The following is a 21,606-nucleotide window of genomic DNA, read 5'->3' on the forward strand; positions in this document are numbered from 1 at the left end:
GTGTACAAAAAGCTGTGTCACACCTTGATCACTGGGAGCGAGCTTGCTCGCGAAGAGGCCAGTCGATTCACCCCACATTTCGGATCAATCAGCGCAACTGATCACGAAACTGCCCCGGCGTCATCCCCGTCCAGCGCTTGAACGCCCGGCTGAAACTGCTGGTGTCGGCAAACCCCAACAGATAACTCACTTCACTCAACGAACACTGTGGATCGCGCAGGTGCAGCAGCGCGAGATTCTCGCGGCTCTCGTTAAGCAGCGTGTCGAAGCGACAGCCTTCATCCGCCAGATGCCGTTGCAGGCTGCGCAGGCTCAGGTGCAAGGCCTGGGCGATGCGTTCGGCGCCGGGTTCGCCTTCGGGCAGTTGTTCTTCGATGGCGTCGCGCACCTTGCGCTCCCAGGTCAGCGGCTTGAGCTGGGCCAGGGTGCGCTCGAGTACCGCTTCGTTGTGTTCGGCCAGTTCCGGGTTGGCATCGTCGAGGTGGCTGTCGAAGTCGGCGAGGGCGAACTCCAGGCGATCCTCGGCGCAGGAGAAGTGCACCGGGGCGCGGAACACCTTGTGCCACTGGTGCGCGTCGACCGGTTCCGGACGGCGCAGATACACCGCAAGCGGTGCGTAGTCGCGGCCCAGGCGATTGCGGCAGGTGCGCACGTAAATCGCGGCAAACGCATCAATGGCTTCGAAGGCCGGCGCCGGATTGCCTGACGGAATCTTCAGACGGAACAGATAACGCTCGTCGCTGCGGCTCAGTTCCAGCTCCAGCGCATCGCTGACCACCGGGTGATAACGCACGATGCGCTCGAACACCTCGCGCAGGCTGCCGCTGGCCACCAGCGCATAACCGAGCGCATGAAAGGTGGTCGGGCTGACGAAGCGCGACACCCGCAGACCGATCGCTGGATCGCCGCTGGCCTGCACCGCCAGTTCCCACAGGCGCGTGGTGCCGGACAGCGGATAGCGCGCATTCGGGTCGTCCATCAGCTGCGGATCGAGGCCGGCTTGCTGGCACAGGGCAATGCTGTCCAGGCCCAGCGCATCGAGTTGCTTGCGCAAGGCACGGGTCCAACTGGCGAGGGAGGTCGGTTCCTTCATGCTGATTGGCGCTTCCGGTCAACAGGTTGGCGTTCTCGGCTAGCGTGTTCTGCAACCGCGCAGGGCAGGATGCGAACATCAATAACCAGAGGATGGAAGCATGGACCGTACTTCTGCAAGTCCCCAGCGACACAATGCTGCCCAGCGATCAGCGCATATTCGCGAAGTGGTGCTGGCCAAAGGCGTCGAACTGCGTGAGCGCTACCCGATTCTCCGGCATCAGGACGCCCTCGGCGCTGGCATTCTGGCCTTTGCTCTGGCGGGGATGATCGGCTCAGCGGCGCTGTACATCACGGGTCACATGGCGTGGTGGGTGTGCCTGCTGCTCAACGCGTTTTTGGCGTCCTTGACCCATGAACTGGAACACGACCTGATCCACAGCATGTACTTTCGCAAGCAGCGCGTGCCGCACAACCTGATGATGGGCCTGGTGTGGCTGGCGCGGCCGAGCACCATCAACCCGTGGATTCGCCGTCATCTGCACCTCAACCATCACAAGGTGTCCGGCACCGAAGCCGACATGGAAGAACGCGCGATCACCAACGGCGAACAGTGGGGTTTCGCGCGGCTGCTGATGGTCGGCGACAACGTAATGTCGGCGTTCATTCGTATGCTGCGGGCGAAAACCCGGGCGCACAAAATCAGCATCATCAAACGCTCGTTGAAGGTCTACGCGCCGCTGGCGCTGGTGCATTGGGGCGCGTGGTACGTGTTTCTCGGCTTCCACGCGGCGAATGGCCTCGCCTACCTCATGGGGGCGCCGATCGAGTGGTCGGCGACCACGCTGTCGGTGATGCAGGTGATCGACATCGCGGCCGTGGTGATCATCGGCCCGAACGTGCTGCGCACGTTTTGCCTGCACTTCATCAGTTCGAACATGCATTACTACGGTGATGTCGAGCCGGGCAATGTGCTGCAGCAATGCCAGGTGTTGAACCCGTGGTGGCTGTGGCCGTTGCAGGCGTTCTGCTTCAACTTCGGCAGCAGTCACGGGATCCACCATTTTGTGGTGAAAGAGCCGTTCTACATTCGCCAGATGACCGTGCCGGTGGCGCACAAAGTGATGCGCGAGATGGGGGTGCGGTTCAATGATTTCGGCACGTTCGGGCGGGCGAACCGGTTTGTTCGTCGGGATGAAATCGCGGTGTCTGGGGAGGCGGTGGAGGCCTGACAAACTGCCCTCACCCTCTCCCAGAGGGAGAGGGGACCGATTGGGGGATATCGAAGAGTTACGCCGACGTGAAAGTGCTTAGTTGAATCCATAATCGACTCATTTTCACAGGTCGATATTTAACGTAAGACACCTCGGTCAGCGCCCTCTCCCTCTGGGAGAGGGCTGGGCGGGCGGCGTTCCGATGAGGGGCTTTTGATCTTCCCCTCAATCTGGCTGAAACGGCGAAGCACTCAAGATTACTCCGGTCTCCTCCACATACTGCTGCCAATGCCCGATCAACGCGCTGAGCTTGTCCGGCTGACTCAACGCCAGATCATGAATCTCTCCCGGATCACTGGCCAGATCATACAACTGCCAGGTGGCCGGCCCCACCGGACCGGGGATCCACACTGCTTTCCACGACCCCTGGCGAATCGCCCGCCGCCCGAACAATTCCCAACCGGTGACGGTATGTTCGTCATGCACCTGCGCCGTCTCGCCGGACAAAAAGCCCAGCCACGATTTACCCCGCAACGGCGCCACCGGTTTGCCGTGCCATTGCTTGCCCGGATGACGTACGCCAGCCAGATCGAGAATGGTCGGGGTGATGTCCATCACCGTGCCAAAGCCATGGCTGATCTGCCCTTTGATCGGCAGTTGCGGGTAGTGCAGCAGCGCCGGCACACGAATCCCGCCCTCGGTGGTAAAGGCCTTGAACAGTCGCGACGGCGCCGTCGCCACCTGCGCCCAGTTCGGCCCGTACCAGACGTAGGAATTGGCCCGGCCAATATTGTCGAGGCTGTTGTCGTAGTGCTGGTTCAGATAGGTCATCAACTCCGGGCCGAACTTGGGGAAGGCCTCCAGCAGCGCCCCTTCGGCACCGTTGTCGGACATGAACAGGATGAAGGTATTGTCGAGTTGCCCCTGCTGGCGCAGGTAATCGACCACCCGGCCGATGTTCCAGTCCATGCGCTCGACCATTGCCGCATAGACCTCCATTGCCCGTGCGGAAATCTGTCGTTGCTCATCGCTCAGTGCATCCCACTGCGTGCTCAGCTGGATCAGCGGGTGTGGTTCAACGTCGGGTTCGATCAGGCCCAGTGCCTTGAGTTTTTCCAGGCGTTCCAGACGCAGCACCTCGGGACCGGCGTCGTAACGGCCACGATATTTTTCGACGATGTCAGCCGGCGCCTGCAACGGCCAGTGCGGCGCGGAAAACGGTAGATAAGCGAAGAACGGCCGGCTCTGATCGCGCTCCTTGAGGTACTGCAGCAGCTTGTCGCCGAAGGCATCGGACGAATAGAAATCCTTGGGCAATTCGTCGAGGAAGGTGTCGTCCTCGATGTACAGCGCCGGGGTCGACTTCAGCAGGCCCGGGGTGTGCTCGTCGTAAGTCGGCTCGAAACCATAGTGGTTGGCCGCTCCCGGCAACAGCGAGAACGACCGCTCGAAACCCCGTGCCTGCGGTGCTTGCTCAGCCTTCAGGCCCAGGTGCCATTTACCGCTCATCAACGTCTGGTAACCGGCCTCGCGCAGCAACTCGGGCAGTGCGACGACGCGGTCATTCAAGTAGCCCTCGTAACCCGGTTTGCCGATCAGCTCCGGGGTCAGGGTCTCGGCCATGGTGCCGATGCCGGCGATGTGGTGGTCGGTGCCGGTCAACAGCATCGAACGGGTTGGCGAGCAGGTCGGTGCGGTGTGGAAGTCGGTCAGACGCAGGCCGTTGTTGGCCAGGGCATCGAGGTTCGGCGTGGCGATTTCGCCACCGAAGGCGCCGAGGTCGGAGAAGCCGAGATCGTCGGCCAGGATCACCAGAAAGTTGGGGCGTTGCGGCATCGAAAAGCTCCTCTCAGCAGGCAATGAACGACAGCGGCAGATCGCGGATCTGCACCGGCAGGCTCGGTTGGTAATGGTCGTCACTGGTCAGTTCGTGCAGCAGCTCTTCACGCAACTGATGGAAGTCGAAACTGCTGCGCTGGCGCGGATGCGGCAGGGCAATGTCGACCACTTGCTTGATCCGTCCCGGGCGCGGTTCCATCACCACCACGCGGTCGGCGAGAAAGATCGCTTCCTCGACGTCGTGGGTGACCAGAATCGTGGTGATTTTCGCCCGGTCACGAATCGCCAGCAGCTCGTCCTGCATCTGTTGGCGAGTCAGTGCATCGAGGGCGCCGAAAGGCTCGTCGAGCAGCAGAATCCGTGGGCTGGCAACCAACCCGCGAGCAATCGCCACGCGCTGGGCCATGCCGCCGGAGAGCTGGTGCGGATAGGCGCGAGTAAAGTCGCGCAGGCCGACCAGCTCGATGAAATCGTTGATGCGCTGCTGCTTTTCGGCGGCGCTCAAGGGTTCGTTGACCAGGCCGAGTGCGATGTTGTCGGCCACCGTCAGCCACGGAAACAAACGGTGCTCCTGAAAGACGATGCCGCGTTCGCCGCCGATGCCGCTGACGGCTTTGCCATCCACCGTAATCTGCCCGCGAAATTGCGTGTCGAGGCCGACCAGCAAGCGCAGCAAGGTGGATTTGCCGCAGCCGCTGGAACCGACGATGGCGACAAACTCGCCCTCGGCGATGTCCAGGTTGAATTCACGAATCGCCTCCAGTTCGAAACCGTCGACGTCGAAGGATTTGCCTACGTGGGTGAAGCTGACAATCGGTGCGTTCATGCGTGTCTCCAGCGAGTGGCGCGAATTTCCAGGCGTTGGCCGATGAGGTTGAGCAGGGCGCCGGTGAGGCCGACCAGCAGCATCCCGGCCATGATCAGGTCCATGCGCAGCAACTGTTGCGCGCCGATCATCTGGCTGCCGATGCCACCGTTCGACGGCATGAAATATTCGGCGCCGATGGTGCCGAGCCAGGCGTAGATCAGGCTCAGCCTGAGCCCGGCGAATATCCCCGGTGCTGCCCCCGGCAATACCAGGCGGCGCAGGCGCTGGCCGAGGCTCAGGCGCAGCACTTGCGCGGCTTCGTTGAGTTGTGGCGAAAGGTTGGCGACGCTGCGGTGGGTGGCGATGAACAGTGGGAAAAACGCGGCGAGGGCAACGAACACCCACTTCGCCAGTTCACCGAGGCCGAACCACGCGGTGAGCAGCGGCACCCAGGCGAAAATCGCGATCTGGCGAATGGCGGCGAGGGTCGGGCCGAGCAGCCGTTCGCTGGTGCGCGACAGGCCCAACAGCAAGCCCAGCACGAGGCCGAGGCCGCCGCCAATCAACAAGCCGCCGAGTGTGCGGCCCAGGCTCAGGGCCATGCCCGAGATCAACGTGCCGTCGAGCAATCCGTTTTTGGTTGCCTCAAGCACCACCCACGGACTGACCAGAATGTTGGCATCGATCCATTGCTGATCGACCGCCAGTTGCCACAGCGCAAACAGCGCCAGTGGCAGCAGCCACGGCTGCACGCGCTGCCAGCCTTCATAGCGTGGGCCGCGACGAATTTCTGCCGTGGCGGGATGTGGCCAGTGCACCAGTTTTCTGTCCAGCAGACCGATGCCGCGATCCATCGCCACGCCGATCAGGCCGATCACTACGATGCACACAAAGACGATGTCGAGCATGAACAACTGACGCGCCCAGACCATCAGATAGCCGATGCCTTCGCTGGAGGCCAGCAACTCCACTGCCAGCAAGGAAGTCCAGCCAGCGGCCAGGGCCAGGCGCACACCGGCCATGAACGCCGGCAGTGCAGCGGGCAGCACCAGGCGCCGGATCAGCAGGTACGGCGGCAGGCGCAAGACGGCGGCGGCTTCGCGCAGTTTCGGTTGCGCATCACGCACGCCCACCAGTGTGTGCAGGGTCACGGGGACCACGATGGCCTTGATCAGCACCACCAGTTTCAGCATTTCGCCGATGCCGAAAAACACCATGAACAGCGGAATCCACGCCAGTGTCGGCACCTGTGCCAGGCCGGCGAATGTCGGGAAGATCAGGCGTTCGAGACGACGGCTGAAACCTAGCGCCGCACCGAGTACCGCGCCGGCGGTAACGCCCGCCAGCAGGCCCCAGAACAACCGTTGCAGACTGATCCACAAATGGCTCCATAACTCGCCCTGGGACAACTCAATCGCGCTGTTCCACACCAGCGATGGCGCCGGCAGAATCTGTTCGCTCATCCATTGATTGCGCGCCGCCAGCCACCACAGGGCGAACAGTCCGAGCGGTAATATCCAGGGTAAAACGCGGTGGCTCAGGCTTGGCCAGGTACGCCGGCTTTTCAACGGCGGTGCGGCCAGTGGCAGGCTGAGCAGGGATTCACGGGCCATGGTGACCTCCGTTGTCGGGTTGGATCGAGTCAGCGGAATTAGCTAAAAACCAATAGTTATAAGCGAGTTAGAAAATAATCATTTTGGATATAATCAGCGCCATTTAAGGCCTCCAGCCCTGCACGCATCCAATGCATTCGAAGAATATTTTCGATGCTCTCCATGCATACCGCTCTGCATGTCCCGACTTTGCTGGCTTAGCGTGAAAAGTAATAAAAATGTGCTTTTTAAGTATTTAAGCGCTGATGCGGATTGCGCCTACTTTCGGCTCCTCAATGCCGTCGTGATCAGGAGCCGCACCCATGAACCTTCCCTTCAAACGTGTCATCAGTCTGTTTGCCGCGCCGGCACTGGCGGGTCTGCTGGCGTTCGCTGCCCAGGCCGACGAGCTCAAGGAAATCAGGATTGCCGTGCCTGATCTGAGCGCCGGCACCCAGCACAGCGGCGGGGGCATCGTGGACGTGCTGCGCGATCAGCAGATCTTCGAAAAGGCCTTCGCCGATCAGGGCATCAAGATTCAGTGGAGCTTCTTCAAGGGCGCCGGACCTGTGATCAACGAGGCGTTCGCCAATGGCCAAGTGGACCTGGCCTATCTCGGAGACCTGGCGGCCATCATCGGCAAATCCAACGGACTGGATACGCGCCTGCTCAGCGCCAGCGCCCGGGGTGTGAAGCAATACCTGGGCGTGGTGCCGGGTTCGGGGATCAAGACGCTGCAGGATCTCAAAGGCAAGCGCGTGGCGATCTTCCGGGGCACTGCGACCCAGTTGTCGTTCGATGCGGCGCTGGCCAGCGTGGGCCTGAGCGAGAAGGACGTGAAGGTGATCAACCTCGATTTCAACGCAGCGGTTGCGGCGCTGGCGGCGAAGCAGATCGATGCGTCGTGGGGCAGCTCCGGACTGACCGCATTGCAGGCTAAAGGCCTGGCTGAGCTGCCATTGAACACCAAGGACCTCGGTGGCGCCGGCAGTGTGCAGTCGGTGCTGGTGGGCACCGGCAAGTTTGTCGACGGACATCCGGAAGCCGTGGCGAAGCTGCTCAAGGCGCAGCAGCAGGCAGTGGAGTGGCTGACTCAGGACAGCAACAAGGACGCTTACGTGCAACTGGTTTCGGGGCTCGCGAGCTATCCGCCGGTGATCCTGACCCAGGATCTGAAGGATCAGAATCTGAGCGAAGTGTTCCCGTCGACACTGGATCCGCTGTTCCTCGAAAACCTGCAGGGCAAGGTGGATCTGGCGGCGCAGCAGAAGCTGATTCGCAAGCCGTTCAAGGTGAACGAGTGGGTGGCGCCTGAGCTGGCGGCCGCGAAGCTCTGAGTCATGCGGTCATTCCCGCGCAGCGCGTGGGAATGACCCTCAAACCGCGACGCTGATCTGCTGTTTATCCACCGCCACCAGCGTCTCGATCATCGCTCTTGCTGCCGGCGACAACCGGAACCCGGTGCGACTGACAATCCCGCAGCGCGCATTCATGCTCTCCAGGTTTTGCGGCAGATTGCGCCACTGCAATAACACCAGCGAACCCTTGGCGATGTCCTCGACGAACGCCTCTTCCGTGCCTACGCCAATCGCATTCGATTGCAGCACCACTTTCACCAGTGCCGGAAAATGCTCGGTCTCGATGGTCGGGGAAAAATCGATCCGGCCGCTGAGGTTCGCCAGCAGTTTGCGGATCCCCGGCGGGATCAGTGTGGTCGCCAGCGGGTAGTCGAACATGTCGTTGGTCGACAGGCTTTCCTTGGCCAGCAACGGGTGCCCCGGCCGGCAGAAAAACACCCCGCGCTTGGGCGTCAGGGCCTGGGTCTGGAAGTTCGGATCGGCTTCGAAATGACGGATGTCGGCGATAAAGAATTCGATCTCCTCGCGGCTCAGCGCACGACTGAGTTTTTCCCAGTTGTCCACCTGAAAACAGGTGCGCACTTTCGGGTGCGCGTTGATGAATTGCGCCACCGCATCCGGCACCAGTTTCACCGCCGGCGCCGGGCCGCAACCGAAGTGCACTTCACCGGCATCAAGCTTGGTCATCTGCGTCACTTCGGCGCTGAGCAGCGCTGCACCTTGCACCAGGCTCAGGGCGTGTTGCAGCACCACCTGACCCTCGGGCGTGGGGCGCAGATCCTTGTTGCCGCGATCCACCAGCACGCAGCCGAACTCCTGCTCCAGCCCTTGAATGCTGCGGCTGAACGCTGGTTGGGTGATGCCCATCGCATCCGCCGCACGGACAAAACTGCGGTGTTCGTTGAGGGCGATGAAGTAGCGCAACTGGCGAAGATCCATATGCTTTTCCGGCATCCTAAAAATAGCTCGAAGGCATTTGCGACGAGGGTTGCTTGAGGTTTTAAATGCAAGCTCTTATTCCGTCAACGAAGCATGTGAATATCTATTAGATGTAAATGGAATATAGATAGAGCGATGTTTCGCTGCCGCCCAACCGCAAGCAGTCGATGAGGGTCTACCCATGAGCAATGCCGCACTCGCTGTAAAACCCGCTGTCCACGCGCTGGAAATCCATCCGGTGGCCGGTCGTATCGGCGCCGAAATTCGCGGCGTGCACCTGTCCGGTGAACTGGACGCTGCCACGATCGAAGCCATTCAGCAGGCGCTGATCCAGTACAAGGTCGTGTTCTTCCGCGAGCAGACCCAACTCGACGATCAGCGCCAGGAAGCCTTCGCCCATCTGCTCGGCGAGCCCGTGGCGCACCCGACCGTGCCGGTGCGTGAGGGCACGCGTTACCTGCTGGAACTGGACGGTGCCGAGGGCCAGCGCGCCAACTCCTGGCACACCGACGTGACCTTCGTCGACGCCTACCCGAAAGCCTCGATCCTGCGTTCGGTGGTGGCCCCGGCCTTCGGTGGCGACACCCTGTGGGCCAACACCGCGACCGCGTACAACGAACTGCCCACCGAGCTGCGTGAGCTGGCGGACAAACTGGTCGCCGTGCACAGCAACGAATACGACTACGCCGGGGCCAAGCCTGACGTCTCGGCGGAGAAGCTCGAGCGCTATCGCAAGGTTTTCACCTCGACGGTCTACGAGACCGAGCACCCGGTGGTGCGTGTGCACCCGATCAGCGGCGAGAAGAGCTTGCTGCTGGGGCATTTCGTCAAGCGCATCAAGGGTTATTCGCAGGCGGATTCGGCGCATCTGTTCGGCCTGTTGCAGAGCCATGTGATCCGTCAGGAAAACACCGTGCGCTGGCGCTGGAAGGCCGGCGATGTGGCGATCTGGGATAACCGCTCGACGCAGCATTATGCGATTGATGATTACGGGACTCAGGATCGGGTGGTGCGGCGGGTGACGTTGAAAGGTGAGGTGCCGGTTGGGGCTTCTGGGCAGCGTAGCCAGACCATCAAGGGTCGTGATTGAAGATCAAAAAACCCTCATCGGAACGCCGCCCGCCCAGCCCTCTCCCAGAAGGAGAGGGCGCCGATTGGGGGCTTTTCGAGCCTGAGTTCAACCTTGATATTTTAGGTTGGCGTAGAGCTAAAAAACAACTCGGTCAGTCCCCTCTCCCTCTGGGAGAGGGTTAGGGTGAGGGGCTCTTAAAACTACCAAACCCCAATCTGAACAACCTTCTCTGTCTCCGGCTCGCCATAGCGAAACCGCTGCCCGCGCCAATCAATCTCCTGATGACTGATGGTCGTCCGCCGCTTCAACCCCCGCACCCACTCAAACAAATACCCCGCATGCTCCTCGCGCACCGCCGCGAATGCCGGATCTTCACCCAAATCACGCAGCTCCTGCGGATCGTTCAGCAGATCAAACAACTGTGGCCGGAAGCCGTCGTACGCCAGGTATTTCCAGCGCTCGCTGCGCACCATGGTCATGCGGCAGCGGTCGATCGGCTGGCCGAGACGCTCGCGCGCCGGCGCCTGGAAGGCGTAGTCGTATTCGCTGATGGCATAGCGGCGCCACTCAGGATTTTCACCGTGCAACAACGGGATCAGCGAGCGTCCTTCGAGCCGATGCTCGGCCCCCGGCAAGCCCAGTGCCTGCAAAAACGTCGGCAATGCGTCGATGGTTTCCGCCAGTCGCTCCTCCACCGTTCCCCGCGTGGCATCTGCCGCCGCGCGCGGGTCGCGCACGATCAGTGGCACGCCCACCGCTTGTTCCAGCAAAAACTCCTTCTCGCCCAACCAGTGATCGCCGAGAAAGTCGCCGTGATCGCTGGTGAACACGATCAAGGTGTCATCCCAACGTCCATTGCTCTGCAGGAAATCAAACAGCCGCCCGAGCTGATCATCCACTTGCTTGATCAGGCCCATGTAAGTGGGGATTACAGTCAATCGTACTGAATTACGGGAGAAGTTGAGGCTTTCCTCATGCTGACGGAACGCCGTGTATACGGGGTGTTTGCTGGCTTCGGAGGGCGTCGCGCGGACCGCGTCGAGAACCGATTTCGTACTGTACAAGGCGTGGTATGGCGCTGGTACGATATAGGGCCAGTGCGGTTTGATGTAGGAGAGGTGTAAACACCACGATTTCTCACCTTGTTCGGTGATGAAGTCGATCGCTCGATTTGTAGTGTAGACAGTCTCTGAGTGTTGCTCGGGAATTCGTGCTGGCAAATTCGCATGACGCATTTTCCAGCCGCTGAGGATTTCGCCGTGCTCGCCTTCGGCGGCATTGGCCCAGTCGTGCCAGGGGTTGCGCCCGTCGAAACCCTGCTCGCGCAGGTAATGGGTGTAAGGCGCGGATTCGCGTTTGTCGTCGAACAGCGGGTCGTCGGGGAAGATCCCGTCGTGGCGAAAGTACGGTTCGAAGCCGACCTCGTTGAGCGCCTCGGCCTGCGCACTGTCGGGGTTGATCGCCAGACGCTGCAAGGCATCGACATTGGCCGTGGCGTGGGTCTTGCCGACCAGCGCGGTACGGATGCCGTGGGGGCGCAGGTAGTCGCCGATGGTCAGTTCCTCCAGCGGCAGCGGCACCGCGTTCCACGCCACTTGATGACTGCTGACGTAACGCCCGGTGTAGGCCGACATTCTCGACGGCCCGCAGATCGTGCCTTGGGTGTAGGCGCGGCCGAAACGCACGCCGGCGGCGGCCAGTCGATCAATGTTCGGCGTGTGCAGATGCGGGTGGCCGTAGCAGGACAGGTAATCGCGGCGCAGTTGATCGCACATGATGTACAGCACGTTGCGCACGGGGTTTGGCGGGTTGGACATGGGGTTCACCGGTCAGAGAGACAGGCAAGGGTTGTCGCTTTCGGTGGGGGTGTTCGGCAAGTGCATTTGGGGAATGGGTTTTATGCAGGGAATGCATTGGTGCGAGTGGCGACGCTATCGCTGGCAAGCCAGCTCCCACAGGATTTGCGCCAGATACAAATGATGTGAACACCCGGAACGTGTGGGAGCTGGCTTGCCAGCGATAGCGGTGGATCAGACAGCGAGTCGATCCAGCGAACACACCTCCTCATCCACCGCATCAACCGCCTTGATCTGCTCAATCATCGCCTCCGCCAGCGGCGACAACCGATACCCCGCGCGGCTGACAATCCCGTAGCGGGTGTACAACTCTTCAAGATCATCGGCCAAGCCTTCAATGCGCAAACACACCAGTTCACCCTTGGTCTGATGCAGCGCATCAGAGTACGCGCCGACAATCCCGATCGCCTCCGAACGCAGCACCACACTCAGCAGGCTCGCACTGTTTTCACACTCCACATTCGGCGTGAAATCCGGGCGACCGCTGAGGTCGACGATGACCTTGCGCAGGTTTGGCGGGCGGATGCTCACTGCCAGTGGATAACTCATCAGTTGCTCGGCCGTGACCCGTTCCAAAGTGGCCAGCGGATGCCCCGCACGACAACAGAAATGCCATTTGCGCGGACGCAATCGGTAGGTGAGGTAATCCGGGTCGGCCTCGAAGTGCCGGGTGTCGGCGACGAAGAATTCGAACTCCTCGCTGAGCAGGCGTTTGCTCAGGCTCTGCCAGTCATCGACCTGAAACTGCACCCGTGCCTTCGGGTAGCGCCCGATGAATGCGCCGATCGCGCGCGGGATCAATCCGGCTGCCGGCGCCGGCCCGCAACCGAAGCGCAATTCCCCCGCCTCCAGCCCATTGAACTGACTGATCTCGTTGGCCATCTGCTGCGCGCCGCTGACCAGTCGTCGCGCATGTTCGAGCAGCACCTGGCCCTGTTTGGTTGGTGGCAGATCCTTGCGCCCGCGATCAACCAACTGGCAGCCAACGCTGTGTTCCAGCGCCTGAATGCTGCGGCTGAACGCCGACTGCGAGAGGTTCACCGCCTGCGCGCCAGCGACGAAGCTGCGTTGTTCGGCGAGGGCGATGAAGTGGCGGAGCTGGCGCAAGTCGATATGCATTTTTCACATAAAAAATATCCGGGAAATGCATTGGATATGCATTAGGTCGACTCCTTATAAAGGCAATCTCTTATGCAGTAAATATTTGTAAATCCATAAATAAATAACTTAAAAGAATATGCAGCGTTGAAGATGTCTGTGTGTTTTTTGACCAGGAGCCGCGCCATGAGTCCGTTGAACCTTGCGTCACCCTTAACACCACGACGGCTCAAACGCCTGCCTCTGGCCCTGCTGCTGGCAGGGAGTGCGAGCTGGACTCATGGTTACGCCGCCGAAACGCAAACCCCGTCGCCGGCTCCGGCCGACAAGCCGGTCGTCAACAGTTCGCAGCTGGAAACCGTGACCGTCACCACTCGCCGCCGCGAAGAAAGCTCGCAGGATGTGCCGACGCCGATGAGCGTGGTCAGCGGCCAGAATCTGGAGACACAGCGGGTCTACCGGATTCAGGATTTGCAGCAACTGGTGCCCAGCGTCAACGTCGCCTACATGCACGCACGCCAGTCCAGCGTGTCGATTCGGGGCCTGGGCAACAACCCGGCCAGTGACGGCCTGGAAGGCAGCGTCGGGCTGTACATCGACAACGTTTATCTGGGGCGTCCGGGGATGGCGGTGTTCGATTTGATGGACATCGAACAGCTGGAAGTCCTGCGCGGACCGCAGGGCACGCTGTTCGGCAAAAACACCACCGCCGGGGTGATCAATATCAGCACCCGCGCCCCGACGTTCACGCCGGAGCGCAGCATCGAAACCTCGGTGGGCGAGGACGGTTATTTCCAGACCAAGGGCACGATTTCCGGGCCGCTCAACGATCAACTGGCCGGACGCTTTTCGGCCTACCGCACGCGCAGCGACGGCGATATCAAGAACGAATACGACGGCCATGATCTGAATGGCGGCTCGCGCGACGGCTTCCGTGCACAGTTGCTGTTCAAGCCCAATGACGATTTCAACCTGCGCTGGATCGGTGACTACAACGAAGAAGACTCCAGCGCCGGCACCCGCGTGTTGTACAACACCGGGCCGACCATCAACGGCGTCAATCTCTATCAGGCGCGGGCCAATGCGGCGGGCGCGACGCTGGTCAACGGTGCGCACCGCAAGGTGAATCTGGACAACGATCAGCACGTCACCGTGCATCAGGGCGGCACCTCGGTTGAAGCCAACTGGACCTTGCCGAGCGACTTCACGCTGACCTCGATCAGCGCCTATCGCTTCTGGAATTTCACCCCGCGTAACGACGATGGCCTCAACGTGCCGGCGAGTTACAACGCCGGGGTTTCGGTGGAAGACAAACAGTATTCGCAGGAATTTCGTCTGGCCTCGCCCAAGGGCGAGTTCTTCGATTACGTGGTCGGTGCTTATTACTTTGGCTCGGACCTGGACAACAAATCCTTCGCTTATTACGGCCCCCAGGCCGACATCTGGAATGGCACGCCGCGCGGGGCGCTGGCCAATGTCACCAGCATCGGTAACGGCCATATCAAGACCGACAGTTTTGCGCTGTTTGCCCAAGGCACCTGGCATCTGACCGAGCGCCTGGATTTCACCGCCGGGGTACGCGGCACTTACGAAGAGAAATCCGCCTGGGTCACCCGTGATGCACCGCTCGGCGGGGCTGCTGTGACCGGCGCGGCGGCCACGGCGCGTCGCGGGCGAGCCGGGGCCTACGATTCCGGCGATTTAAACCAGTACAGCTCCAGCCCGTCCGGTCTGCTCAACCTCAGTTACCGCATCACCGACGACGTGCTGGGCTATGCCACGCTCTCCCACGGCGAAAAATCCGGCGGGGTCAACCTGGCGGTGGGTTCGGCGCCAACGGCCGGGGCCGAGTCGTTGCTGATTGGCACCGAACGCGCGAACAACGCCGAACTCGGGTTCAAGAGCACACTGTGGGATCACCGTTTGCAGCTCAACGCCAACGTATTCTGGACCCAGGTCAACGCTTACCAGACCAACGCCTATGACGCCGACAACCGCGTGCAATACCTGACCAACGCCGGCTCGGTCCGGTCGCGCGGCGTCGAATTCGAAAGCACTGTGATCCCGCTGCGCGGCCTGACCCTGAACATCAACGGCTCGTACAACGACGTCAGCTATCTCTCCTACAAAGATGCGCCGTGCCCGCCGGAAGTCAGTCTCGCACCGGGCGCTCCGGCCTCCTGCGACCTTACCGGGCATCAAGTGGTCGGCGCGTCGAAATGGATCGGCAACGCCAACGGCGAATATAAGTGGAACCTGGCTAACGGTTTCGAACCCTACGTCACTGCCAGCTACGCGTTCCGCTCCAAAGCGGTGGGCACGGTCGAGGATTCCGACTACGGGCAGATCCCGAGCTACGCGGTGGTCAACTTTTCCACCGGTCTGCGCGGCGACTTCAACCAGGGCCAGTGGGACGTTTCGCTGTGGCTGAAAAACGCCTTCGACAAGACCTATTACACAACCCTGTGGACCGGCGGCAACGGCGGCTATGAAGGCTTGCTCGGCACACCGCGCACCCTTGGGGTTACCGGTCGCTACGACTTCTGATCCGTCATTCAAGGAGCTGCATAATGTTGCGCATCAAAACCGCTTTACCGGTATTGCTGTCAGGCGCGGTCTTCAGTGCCGGCGCGTTCGCCGCGCCCAGCGTGTACCCGACCGGAGTGACCCGGTACGACCCGGACAAGGCGTTCAATCAGTACGTGATCTTCAGTGGCGCCGACAAGCAGACGCACCTGATCGACATGAATGGCAATGAGGTGAAAACCTGGCCCCAGGAAGGTTTTCCGTCGGCCATCATCGACCCGAAACTGGTTGGCGGTGAGCGCGGGCATGTGCTGCTGCAACTGAGTGCGAAGGAGCCGGGCAAACTCGGTTCGGCCGGCAACGGGCTGGGCAACCAGAGTGTTGGCGAGCTCGACTGGAACGGCAAAGTGGTCTGGCAGTGGGGCGACAAGGCGCCCGGTGGCGCGGCGCAACAGCACCATGATCAGCGCCGTTTGAGCAACGGCAACACGGTGGTGCTGGCGAACAAGGTGCACACGATCAAAGGCTTCAAGGCGCCCGAGGTGATTGATGATGCGATCTATGAAGTCAGCCCCGGCGGTGAGGTGAAATGGCAGTGGCTGGCCTCGGAGCACCTCAACGAATTCGGCTTTACCCCCGAGCAATTGAAACAGGTGCGCGCCAGCGACAACCCGGATTACCTGCATATCAACAACCTCAGTCTGGTCGGGCCAAACAAGTGGTTCGATGCCGGTGACAAGCGCTTCAATCCGGACAATCTGCTGCTCGATTCGCGCAACGCCAACTTCATTGCAATCATCGACAAAAAGACCGGCAAAGTGGTCTGGCGCCTCGGCCCGAACTTGCCGCTGATCAACCCAAAAACCGCGCAAAAACTGCCGCGCCCGGTGGACCAGTTTGTCGGCCAGCATGACGCGCACATCATCCCGGCCGGGCTGCCTGGTGCCGGCAACCTGCTGGTATTCGACAATCAGGGTTCGGCGGGATATCCGAACGTCCCCCTCGGGCTGATTTCCGGCTCGCGGGTGCTGGAAATCGATCCGCAGAAAAACGAAATCGTCTGGCAGTACAGTGCGGCCAATTCGAAGCAGCCGGGATGGGCGTTCTACAGTTCGTTCATCAGCAGTGCGCGACGTCTGCCCAACGGCAATACGCTGATCGACGAAGGCATGAACGGGCGGTTTTTCCAGGTCACGGCGAGCGGTGAAAACGTCTGGGAATACGTCAGCCCGTATCTGGGCAAGGCGCCGGGCAGCGATGCGATCAGCAACTGGGTGTATCGGGCGCTGCCTGTCAGTTATGACTGGGTGCCACTTGGAACGCCACGTTCCGAGACCGCAGTGATTGCCCCGGCCATTGGCGTGCAACAAGCCAGCGCGCGCCGTTAGTAGAAATGGAATTAATGCTCGACGGAATGGCGATAAGTTATGAGCTTAATCAGGGGTGCTTATTGCAACTTGATTAGTCAGTGGCTTGGACAATATACGAATGTCGAACCATCCTGACTGTCGTGAGTTTCCAGGAGGAAACTTGCTCTCATCGGAAGACACTTATCCAACGATAAAGGAAATCTCGTTATGTCGAGCATTAATGGCAGTTATGTAAACGCTAACGCTGGCGCCAAACTGACGATTACCGATGGCAACGACTCCAACGGTACCTTCAGCGGCAAGTTCAGCCAGAATGGCGTGAATTACGACATCGCTTACGGGCATTATCATTTCCAGAACAGCACCGGGCAGCCGACGATCATCACGTTCACCGCACTGAATGACGGTACAGGCTATCAGTCGTGGACACTGTTCTCACCGGATCACAACTACTCTAAAGTTCGTGCGGTGGGTTCACGTAACAACTTTGATGGCGACGTTGTGGGGCTGGCAGGAGAGTTTATCAAGCAATAATGGTTGATTTGATTAAAAGGCCGGTGCACGAAAGTGCATCGGCCTTTTTTGTTTTGGGGAATATTAATAATCAACGCTCTATTTTTTATGAGTTGTCCCGTGAAACCGCGTCAACTGAATTTGATGCGTTGCAGGAATACTTTTAATGCCTGAAAGGCATGCGTTTTTTGCTGCATCGCTGCAGCCCTTATGGCGCGTGGCTTTGGCGAAATTGATCAGTTTCTATATTTCATAAAAGCCTATCCATAACATTAAAGATTACTTTCGGAGATAAGCACCAGGCCCAATGATTCACCCAGCGATTCACCGTGGGGGGTTCAATAAACGGTGGGTCGGCCATTTTTGTAGAGCACGCAAAAAGACCGCAGGGAGTGAATCAATGGGCAATGTCCAGACCGCCGCGAGCGCACAGGAATTGCTGTGGCGTCAGACGCCGAGTGGTGAACTGGTCGATCTCGGCCGGCCCCATCGCGTGCCATTGGGGCAGTTGCGTTTGCAGCGTGCGCCCAAGGGCATCCTGAGCCGGCGCGAAAAGCTTCTGCTCGGTGTGCTGGCGCTGCTGGCGCATGGCGCGGTGATCTACTGGATCAATCAGCATCCGACACCGGCATTGCCGATTGTGCCGCCGGAAATTCCACCGATGACCATCGAGTTTTCGCGCCCGGCGCCTCCCGCGCCGCCAGTGGTCGAGCCGCCGCCACCGGCGCCGGTAGTCGAGCCACCGCCGCCGGTGGAGGACGAGCTGGCCGTTAAACCGCCGCCACCGAAACCGGTTCCCAAACCCAGGCCGGTGGTGAAACCCGCGCCGAAGCCCGCGCCCAAAGCCGTCGCGCAACCGCCCGCGCCGCCACAACCGGCAGCACCGGTGGCGGCGCCTGCACCACCGGCTCCACCCGCTCCGTCCCCGGTAACGCCGGCATCAGCGAACGCCGCGTACCTGAAGAACCCGGCGCCGGAATATCCGTCGCTGGCTCAGCGTCGCGGTTGGGAGGGCACTGTATTGCTGCGCGTGCATGTGTTGGCCAGCGGCAAACCGGGTGAGATCCAGATTCAGAAAAGCAGTGGCCGGCAACCACTCGACGACGCCGCGTTGAACGCGGTGAAACGTTGGAGTTTCGTCCCGGCCAAGCAGGGTGATGTCGCCCAGGACGGCTGGGTCAGCGTGCCCATCGACTTCAAGATTCACTAAACCGAAACCAAATTCGCGCGAAATGTTTACACGAGGGAACACATCATGACGTTACTGGCATCTCCACTGGAATCCATCGAAAGCGCGGTGATCTGGCTGCTGGTGGTTTTTTCCGTCGCGACCTGGGGGCTGGCGCTGCTCAAGGCTGTGCAGTTCGGTCGTCTGAAGGCGCAGGATCGCAAGTTTCATAAGCGCTTCTGGGCGGCGTCGAGTCTGGATGCCGCCGCCGAGTTGAGCGAGACCCAACCCGGCGCCGCCGCCCGGGTAGCCCAGGCGGGTTACGCGGCGATTCAGGTGGGCGAGGCGCCGCAGGCCAATGACCTGAGCCAGGCGATCAACCATCAGGATCGACTCGAACGTGCCTTGCGTCAGCAGATCGTCCGTGAGCGCCGTTCGCTGGAAACCGGTCTGGCGGTGCTCGCGAGTATCGGCAGCACCTCGCCGTTCATTGGTTTGTTCGGCACGGTGTGGGGAATCATGGAAGCGTTGAAAGGTATCAGCGCCGCCGGTTCCGCCAGCCTGGAAACCGTGGCCGGCCCGATTGGCGCGGCACTGGTCGCCACCGGGGTGGGAATCGCCGTCGCGGTGCCGGCGGTGCTGGTTTACAACTACTTTTTGCGGCGTCTGAAACTGACCGCCGCGGATCTGGATGACTTCGCCCACGACTTCTACAGCCTGGCGCAGAAGAGTGCGTTCCGCGTCCTGATTCACCCGACCGCGCACAAGGTTGCAGCCCCGGGCACTGCGGCAAAAGTGAAGGAGGCGTCCTGATATGGCCTTCTCCACGCAAGACAGTGACGAGGTGCTCAGCGAGATCAACGTGACGCCGCTGGTGGACGTAATGCTGGTGCTGCTGGTGGTGTTCATCGTGACCGCGCCACTGCTGACCAACGCGATTCCGATCAACCTGCCGAAGACCGAGGCGGTGGCGCCGGTCGAGCAGAAAGACCCGCTGGTGGTGAGCATCGACGGCGCCGGCAAGCTGTTTATCAACAAGGATGAGATTCAGCCGGACGTGCTGGAATTCAACCTCAAGTCGGCCAAGGCGAAAGACCCGCAAGTGCGCGTGCAACTGCAGGCCGACGACGGGGTGAACTACGGCGAAGTGGCGCGCGCCATGGCTTCGATCGAGCGGGCGGGAATTACCAAATTGTCGGTGATCACCGCGCGGTAACAGATTCAACGTTTTTCCGGGGCCGTCTCCTTGGCAGGGTGCGGCCCTTTTTTTATTCCTGGCATTAAAAGCAGAACCCTCACCCTAGCCCTCTCCCAGAGGGAGAGGGGACTGACCGGGGTGATTGTTCGAGGTACGCCGACCTGATATTTCGAGCCGACCTCAAGATTTGAACGGCATGAAGATCGGCTCCCTTCCCCCTCGCCTCCTTGGGCAGAGGGTTGGGGTGAGGGGGAAAAGATTTCAAGCCATGCACACATCGCATATTCATTTCAGGTCTTAATAAATAGCTTCTTATTCCTTAACGAATATAAATCCCCTCCCTATACTCGATCAGGAACAGACACGCCGCAGGAGAGCTCCCCATGCGCAACGAATCAATCCGCTACCTGATTGTGCCGGGCTGGCAAGGATCGCCAGAAGATCATTGGCAAACCCACTGGCAGAACAGCCTGCCGAACAGCGCGCGGGTCGAGCAGGCCGATTGGCTGACGCCGCGCCGGGAAGACTGGGTTGCCGCACTGGCCGAAGCCATTACTGCCGACAGCACCCCGGTGATCCTCATCGCTCATAGCCTGGGCTGCGTCACCGTTGCGCATTGGGCGGCCACTGCGCCTGTGCAGTACCTGCGTCAGGTCCGCGGTGCCTTGCTCGTTGCGCCGGCGGATGTCGAGCGCCCGACCTGTGCGCCCGCGCTGCGTAATTTCGCGCCGATCCCGACGGATTTATTGCCGTTTCCGAGCCAGGTGGTCGCCTCCGACAACGACGCCGCTGTCAGCGCTCCGCGTGCGCTGGAGCTGGCGCGTAACTGGGGCGCCGAAGCGGGGATTCTTTCCGGGGCCGGGCATATCAACGTCAAGTCCGGGCATCAGCGCTGGGAGCAGGGTTTCGCCTACCTCTATCGCCTGCAAAACCGCCTGGAACATCACGCGCGGCGTCGCGCCTGAGTCGTATATTTTCTTTTTGATCGCCCCCGTCTCCCGGCGGTTGTGGGCGGGAGTCTGCCATGAGTTTTGAAACGTTCGGTCAGCCGTTGCTGACCTTTCCCGACGCGGAAAAAAGTCCCCTGAGCATCCGCGCCAAGGCGCTGGTGTTTGTCGATCCGCGCTCGCGTCAGTTGCGTGAAGAGCTGGAGCAACTGGCCCCGCGTTCGATCTCGGTGCTGATTCGCGGTGAGACCGGTACGGGTAAAGAACTGCTCGCCCGCCACATCCACCGCGCCAGTGATCGCAGCGGTCTGTTCGTTTCGGTCAATTGCGGCGCGATCAGCCCGACCTACGCCGATGCCGAGCTGTTCGGCTATGCCGCCGGCAGTTACGCCGGTTCGGCCAGCAGTCGCGCCGGCTGGTTCGGTTCGGCCAACGGCGGCACCTTGTACCTGGATGAAATCGGCGACCTGCCGCTGCCGATCCAGGTCAAATTGCTCGCCGCTCTGGAAAACCACGAAGTCACCCGCGTCGGCGCCCATCAGCCGAGTCCGGTGGACGTGCGCCTGGTGGCGGCGACCAGCATCGACCTGGCGCAAGCGGTGGACGCGGGGAAATTCCACGAACGGCTCTATCACTACCTCAGCGAAGGGCAACTGGAACTGCCGGCGCTGCGCGAGCGAATCGGCGACATCCTGTCATTGGCCGAATATTTTCTCGGCATCTACAGCCAGCGTCTCGACCTGCCGGTGCCGTTGATCAGCGAAGCGGCGCAACATCTGCTGGAGCGCCACAGCTGGCCGGGCAACACCCGCGAGCTGGAAAACGTCATTCACTTTGCGTTGTTGGTCAGCACTGGGGAGGAAATTCTCCCGGAACACCTGAACCTGCCCGACGCTTCTGGCCCGCACCTGCAGATCGAACGACTGGTCACGCAGATCAACATCGGCGGCAGCGTTGACGAGCGTAAAGCGTTGAAAGATTTGCTGATTGGTTTGAGTCAGCGCTTGTGACCGTTTTGTCCTGTATGAGCAAAATGGAATATCAAAGTGAATAAACGTTATTGTCCGGGAATAAAA

18 protein-coding genes are annotated in these 21,606 nt (G+C 60.7%); 11 read left to right on the top strand and 7 right to left on the bottom strand.

All coding sequences use genetic code 11. The features are described from left to right. Window positions 1–88: 88 nt before the first annotated feature. A complete protein-coding gene (locus HV782_RS02070) occupies window positions 89–1,093 on the bottom strand; it encodes an AraC family transcriptional regulator (RefSeq protein ID WP_128614627.1) in 1,005 nt (334 codons plus the stop codon). A gap of 100 nt (window positions 1,094–1,193) precedes the next feature. Between HV782_RS02070 and HV782_RS02075 the strand changes: the two genes are divergently transcribed. Beyond that, the gene (locus HV782_RS02075) at window positions 1,194–2,264 is read left to right on the top strand and encodes a fatty acid desaturase (RefSeq protein WP_186748067.1); all 1,071 of its coding nucleotides are present in this window, start codon (window positions 1,194–1,196) and stop codon (window positions 2,262–2,264) included. A 207-nt stretch (window positions 2,265–2,471) separates the two neighbouring features. Here the strand turns inward: HV782_RS02075 and HV782_RS02080 are convergent, their stop codons facing one another. Genes HV782_RS02080 through HV782_RS02090 form a run of 3 tightly spaced genes read right to left on the bottom strand, consistent with a single transcriptional unit; the run spans window position 2,472 to window position 6,506 of the window. Then, window positions 2,472–4,082, bottom strand: a complete 1,611-nt coding sequence (locus HV782_RS02080; RefSeq protein WP_186748066.1) for an arylsulfatase — start codon at window positions 4,080–4,082, stop codon at window positions 2,472–2,474. Between the two features lie 13 nt (window positions 4,083–4,095). Then, window positions 4,096–4,911 carry an ABC transporter ATP-binding protein gene (locus tag HV782_RS02085; RefSeq protein ID WP_123470466.1) on the bottom strand — a complete coding sequence of 272 codons (816 nt, stop codon included), beginning with the start codon at window positions 4,909–4,911 and terminating at the stop codon, window positions 4,096–4,098. Further along, the gene (locus HV782_RS02090; protein WP_186748065.1) at window positions 4,908–6,506 is read right to left on the bottom strand and encodes an ABC transporter permease; all 1,599 of its coding nucleotides are present in this window, start codon (window positions 6,504–6,506) and stop codon (window positions 4,908–4,910) included. Before HV782_RS02090 ends, HV782_RS02085 begins: the two co-directional genes overlap by 4 nt. 302 nt (window positions 6,507–6,808) lie before the next feature. Between HV782_RS02090 and HV782_RS02095 the strand changes: the two genes are divergently transcribed. Beyond that, window positions 6,809–7,822: an ABC transporter substrate-binding protein gene (locus HV782_RS02095; protein WP_186748064.1), complete on the top strand. Its 1,014-nt coding sequence runs from the start codon at window positions 6,809–6,811 to the stop codon at window positions 7,820–7,822. Between the two features lie 39 nt (window positions 7,823–7,861). Here the strand turns inward: HV782_RS02095 and HV782_RS02100 are convergent, their stop codons facing one another. Continuing rightward, window positions 7,862–8,782, bottom strand: coding sequence for a LysR family transcriptional regulator (locus tag HV782_RS02100; RefSeq protein WP_123470473.1), 921 nt, complete (start codon window positions 8,780–8,782; stop codon window positions 7,862–7,864). 181 nt (window positions 8,783–8,963) lie between these two features. Here HV782_RS02100 and HV782_RS02105 point away from each other — a divergent pair, with 181 nt between their 5' ends. Further along, window positions 8,964–9,872, top strand: a complete 909-nt coding sequence (locus HV782_RS02105) for a TauD/TfdA dioxygenase family protein (protein ID WP_186748063.1) — start codon at window positions 8,964–8,966, stop codon at window positions 9,870–9,872. Between the two features lie 182 nt (window positions 9,873–10,054). Here HV782_RS02105 and HV782_RS02110 read toward each other — a convergent pair whose 3' ends face one another. Then, window positions 10,055–11,671 (bottom strand): alkaline phosphatase family protein, encoded by a 1,617-nt coding sequence (locus HV782_RS02110; protein WP_186748062.1) that lies wholly within the window; start codon window positions 11,669–11,671, stop codon window positions 10,055–10,057. Between the two features lie 213 nt (window positions 11,672–11,884). Then, entirely contained in the window at window positions 11,885–12,829 is a 945-nt protein-coding gene (locus tag HV782_RS02115) for a LysR family transcriptional regulator (RefSeq protein ID WP_186748061.1), read from the bottom strand. Between the two features lie 165 nt (window positions 12,830–12,994). Here HV782_RS02115 and HV782_RS02120 point away from each other — a divergent pair, with 165 nt between their 5' ends. The 8 genes from HV782_RS02120 (at window position 12,995) to HV782_RS02155 (ending at window position 21,540) form a co-directional block, all read left to right on the top strand. Further along, the gene (locus HV782_RS02120; RefSeq protein ID WP_123470481.1) at window positions 12,995–15,355 is read left to right on the top strand and encodes a TonB-dependent receptor; all 2,361 of its coding nucleotides are present in this window, start codon (window positions 12,995–12,997) and stop codon (window positions 15,353–15,355) included. Between the two features lie 23 nt (window positions 15,356–15,378). Further along, window positions 15,379–16,722, top strand: a complete 1,344-nt coding sequence (locus HV782_RS02125; protein ID WP_186748060.1) for an aryl-sulfate sulfotransferase — start codon at window positions 15,379–15,381, stop codon at window positions 16,720–16,722. Window positions 16,723–16,911: 189 nt separating this feature from the next. Next, the gene (locus HV782_RS02130) at window positions 16,912–17,238 is read left to right on the top strand and encodes a hypothetical protein (protein WP_123470484.1); all 327 of its coding nucleotides are present in this window, start codon (window positions 16,912–16,914) and stop codon (window positions 17,236–17,238) included. Window positions 17,239–17,617: 379 nt separating this feature from the next. Then, on the top strand, window positions 17,618–18,427 hold the full coding sequence (locus HV782_RS02135) for an energy transducer TonB (protein ID WP_186748059.1): 810 nt from the start codon (window positions 17,618–17,620) through the stop codon (window positions 18,425–18,427). Between the two features lie 45 nt (window positions 18,428–18,472). After that, entirely contained in the window at window positions 18,473–19,198 is a 726-nt protein-coding gene (locus HV782_RS02140; RefSeq protein ID WP_128614635.1) for a MotA/TolQ/ExbB proton channel family protein, read from the top strand. A gap of 1 nt (window position 19,199) precedes the next feature. Next, window positions 19,200–19,601, top strand: a complete 402-nt coding sequence (locus tag HV782_RS02145; protein ID WP_123470489.1) for an ExbD/TolR family protein — start codon at window positions 19,200–19,202, stop codon at window positions 19,599–19,601. A 365-nt stretch (window positions 19,602–19,966) separates the two neighbouring features. After that, window positions 19,967–20,548, top strand: coding sequence for an alpha/beta hydrolase (locus HV782_RS02150; protein WP_186748058.1), 582 nt, complete (start codon window positions 19,967–19,969; stop codon window positions 20,546–20,548). Between the two features lie 59 nt (window positions 20,549–20,607). Next, entirely contained in the window at window positions 20,608–21,540 is a 933-nt protein-coding gene (locus HV782_RS02155; protein WP_186748057.1) for a sigma 54-interacting transcriptional regulator, read from the top strand. Window positions 21,541–21,606 lie beyond the last annotated feature (66 nt).

This window comes from Pseudomonas monsensis (assembly GCF_014268495.2).
Lineage (GTDB): Bacteria > Pseudomonadota > Gammaproteobacteria > Pseudomonadales > Pseudomonadaceae > Aquipseudomonas > Aquipseudomonas monsensis.

Excerpts from the sequence above, each read along its gene's own strand:
- HV782_RS02070 (WP_128614627.1), bottom strand. The coding sequence starts at position 1,093 with ATGAAGGAACCGACCTCCCTCGCCAGTTGGACCCGTGCCTTGCGCAAG.
- HV782_RS02075 (WP_186748067.1), top strand. The coding sequence starts at position 1,194 with ATGGACCGTACTTCTGCAAGTCCCCAGCGACACAATGCTGCCCAGCGA.
- HV782_RS02080 (WP_186748066.1), bottom strand. The coding sequence starts at position 4,082 with ATGCCGCAACGCCCCAACTTTCTGGTGATCCTGGCCGACGATCTCGGC.
- HV782_RS02085 (WP_123470466.1), bottom strand. The coding sequence starts at position 4,911 with ATGAACGCACCGATTGTCAGCTTCACCCACGTAGGCAAATCCTTCGAC.
- HV782_RS02090 (WP_186748065.1), bottom strand. The coding sequence starts at position 6,506 with ATGGCCCGTGAATCCCTGCTCAGCCTGCCACTGGCCGCACCGCCGTTG.
- HV782_RS02095 (WP_186748064.1), top strand. The coding sequence starts at position 6,809 with ATGAACCTTCCCTTCAAACGTGTCATCAGTCTGTTTGCCGCGCCGGCA.
- HV782_RS02100 (WP_123470473.1), bottom strand. The coding sequence starts at position 8,782 with ATGGATCTTCGCCAGTTGCGCTACTTCATCGCCCTCAACGAACACCGC.
- HV782_RS02105 (WP_186748063.1), top strand. The coding sequence starts at position 8,964 with ATGAGCAATGCCGCACTCGCTGTAAAACCCGCTGTCCACGCGCTGGAA.
- HV782_RS02110 (WP_186748062.1), bottom strand. The coding sequence starts at position 11,671 with ATGTCCAACCCGCCAAACCCCGTGCGCAACGTGCTGTACATCATGTGC.
- HV782_RS02115 (WP_186748061.1), bottom strand. The coding sequence starts at position 12,829 with ATGCATATCGACTTGCGCCAGCTCCGCCACTTCATCGCCCTCGCCGAA.
- HV782_RS02120 (WP_123470481.1), top strand. The coding sequence starts at position 12,995 with ATGAGTCCGTTGAACCTTGCGTCACCCTTAACACCACGACGGCTCAAA.
- HV782_RS02125 (WP_186748060.1), top strand. The coding sequence starts at position 15,379 with ATGTTGCGCATCAAAACCGCTTTACCGGTATTGCTGTCAGGCGCGGTC.
- HV782_RS02130 (WP_123470484.1), top strand. The coding sequence starts at position 16,912 with ATGTCGAGCATTAATGGCAGTTATGTAAACGCTAACGCTGGCGCCAAA.
- HV782_RS02135 (WP_186748059.1), top strand. The coding sequence starts at position 17,618 with ATGGGCAATGTCCAGACCGCCGCGAGCGCACAGGAATTGCTGTGGCGT.
- HV782_RS02140 (WP_128614635.1), top strand. The coding sequence starts at position 18,473 with ATGACGTTACTGGCATCTCCACTGGAATCCATCGAAAGCGCGGTGATC.
- HV782_RS02145 (WP_123470489.1), top strand. The coding sequence starts at position 19,200 with ATGGCCTTCTCCACGCAAGACAGTGACGAGGTGCTCAGCGAGATCAAC.
- HV782_RS02150 (WP_186748058.1), top strand. The coding sequence starts at position 19,967 with ATGCGCAACGAATCAATCCGCTACCTGATTGTGCCGGGCTGGCAAGGA.
- HV782_RS02155 (WP_186748057.1), top strand. The coding sequence starts at position 20,608 with ATGAGTTTTGAAACGTTCGGTCAGCCGTTGCTGACCTTTCCCGACGCG.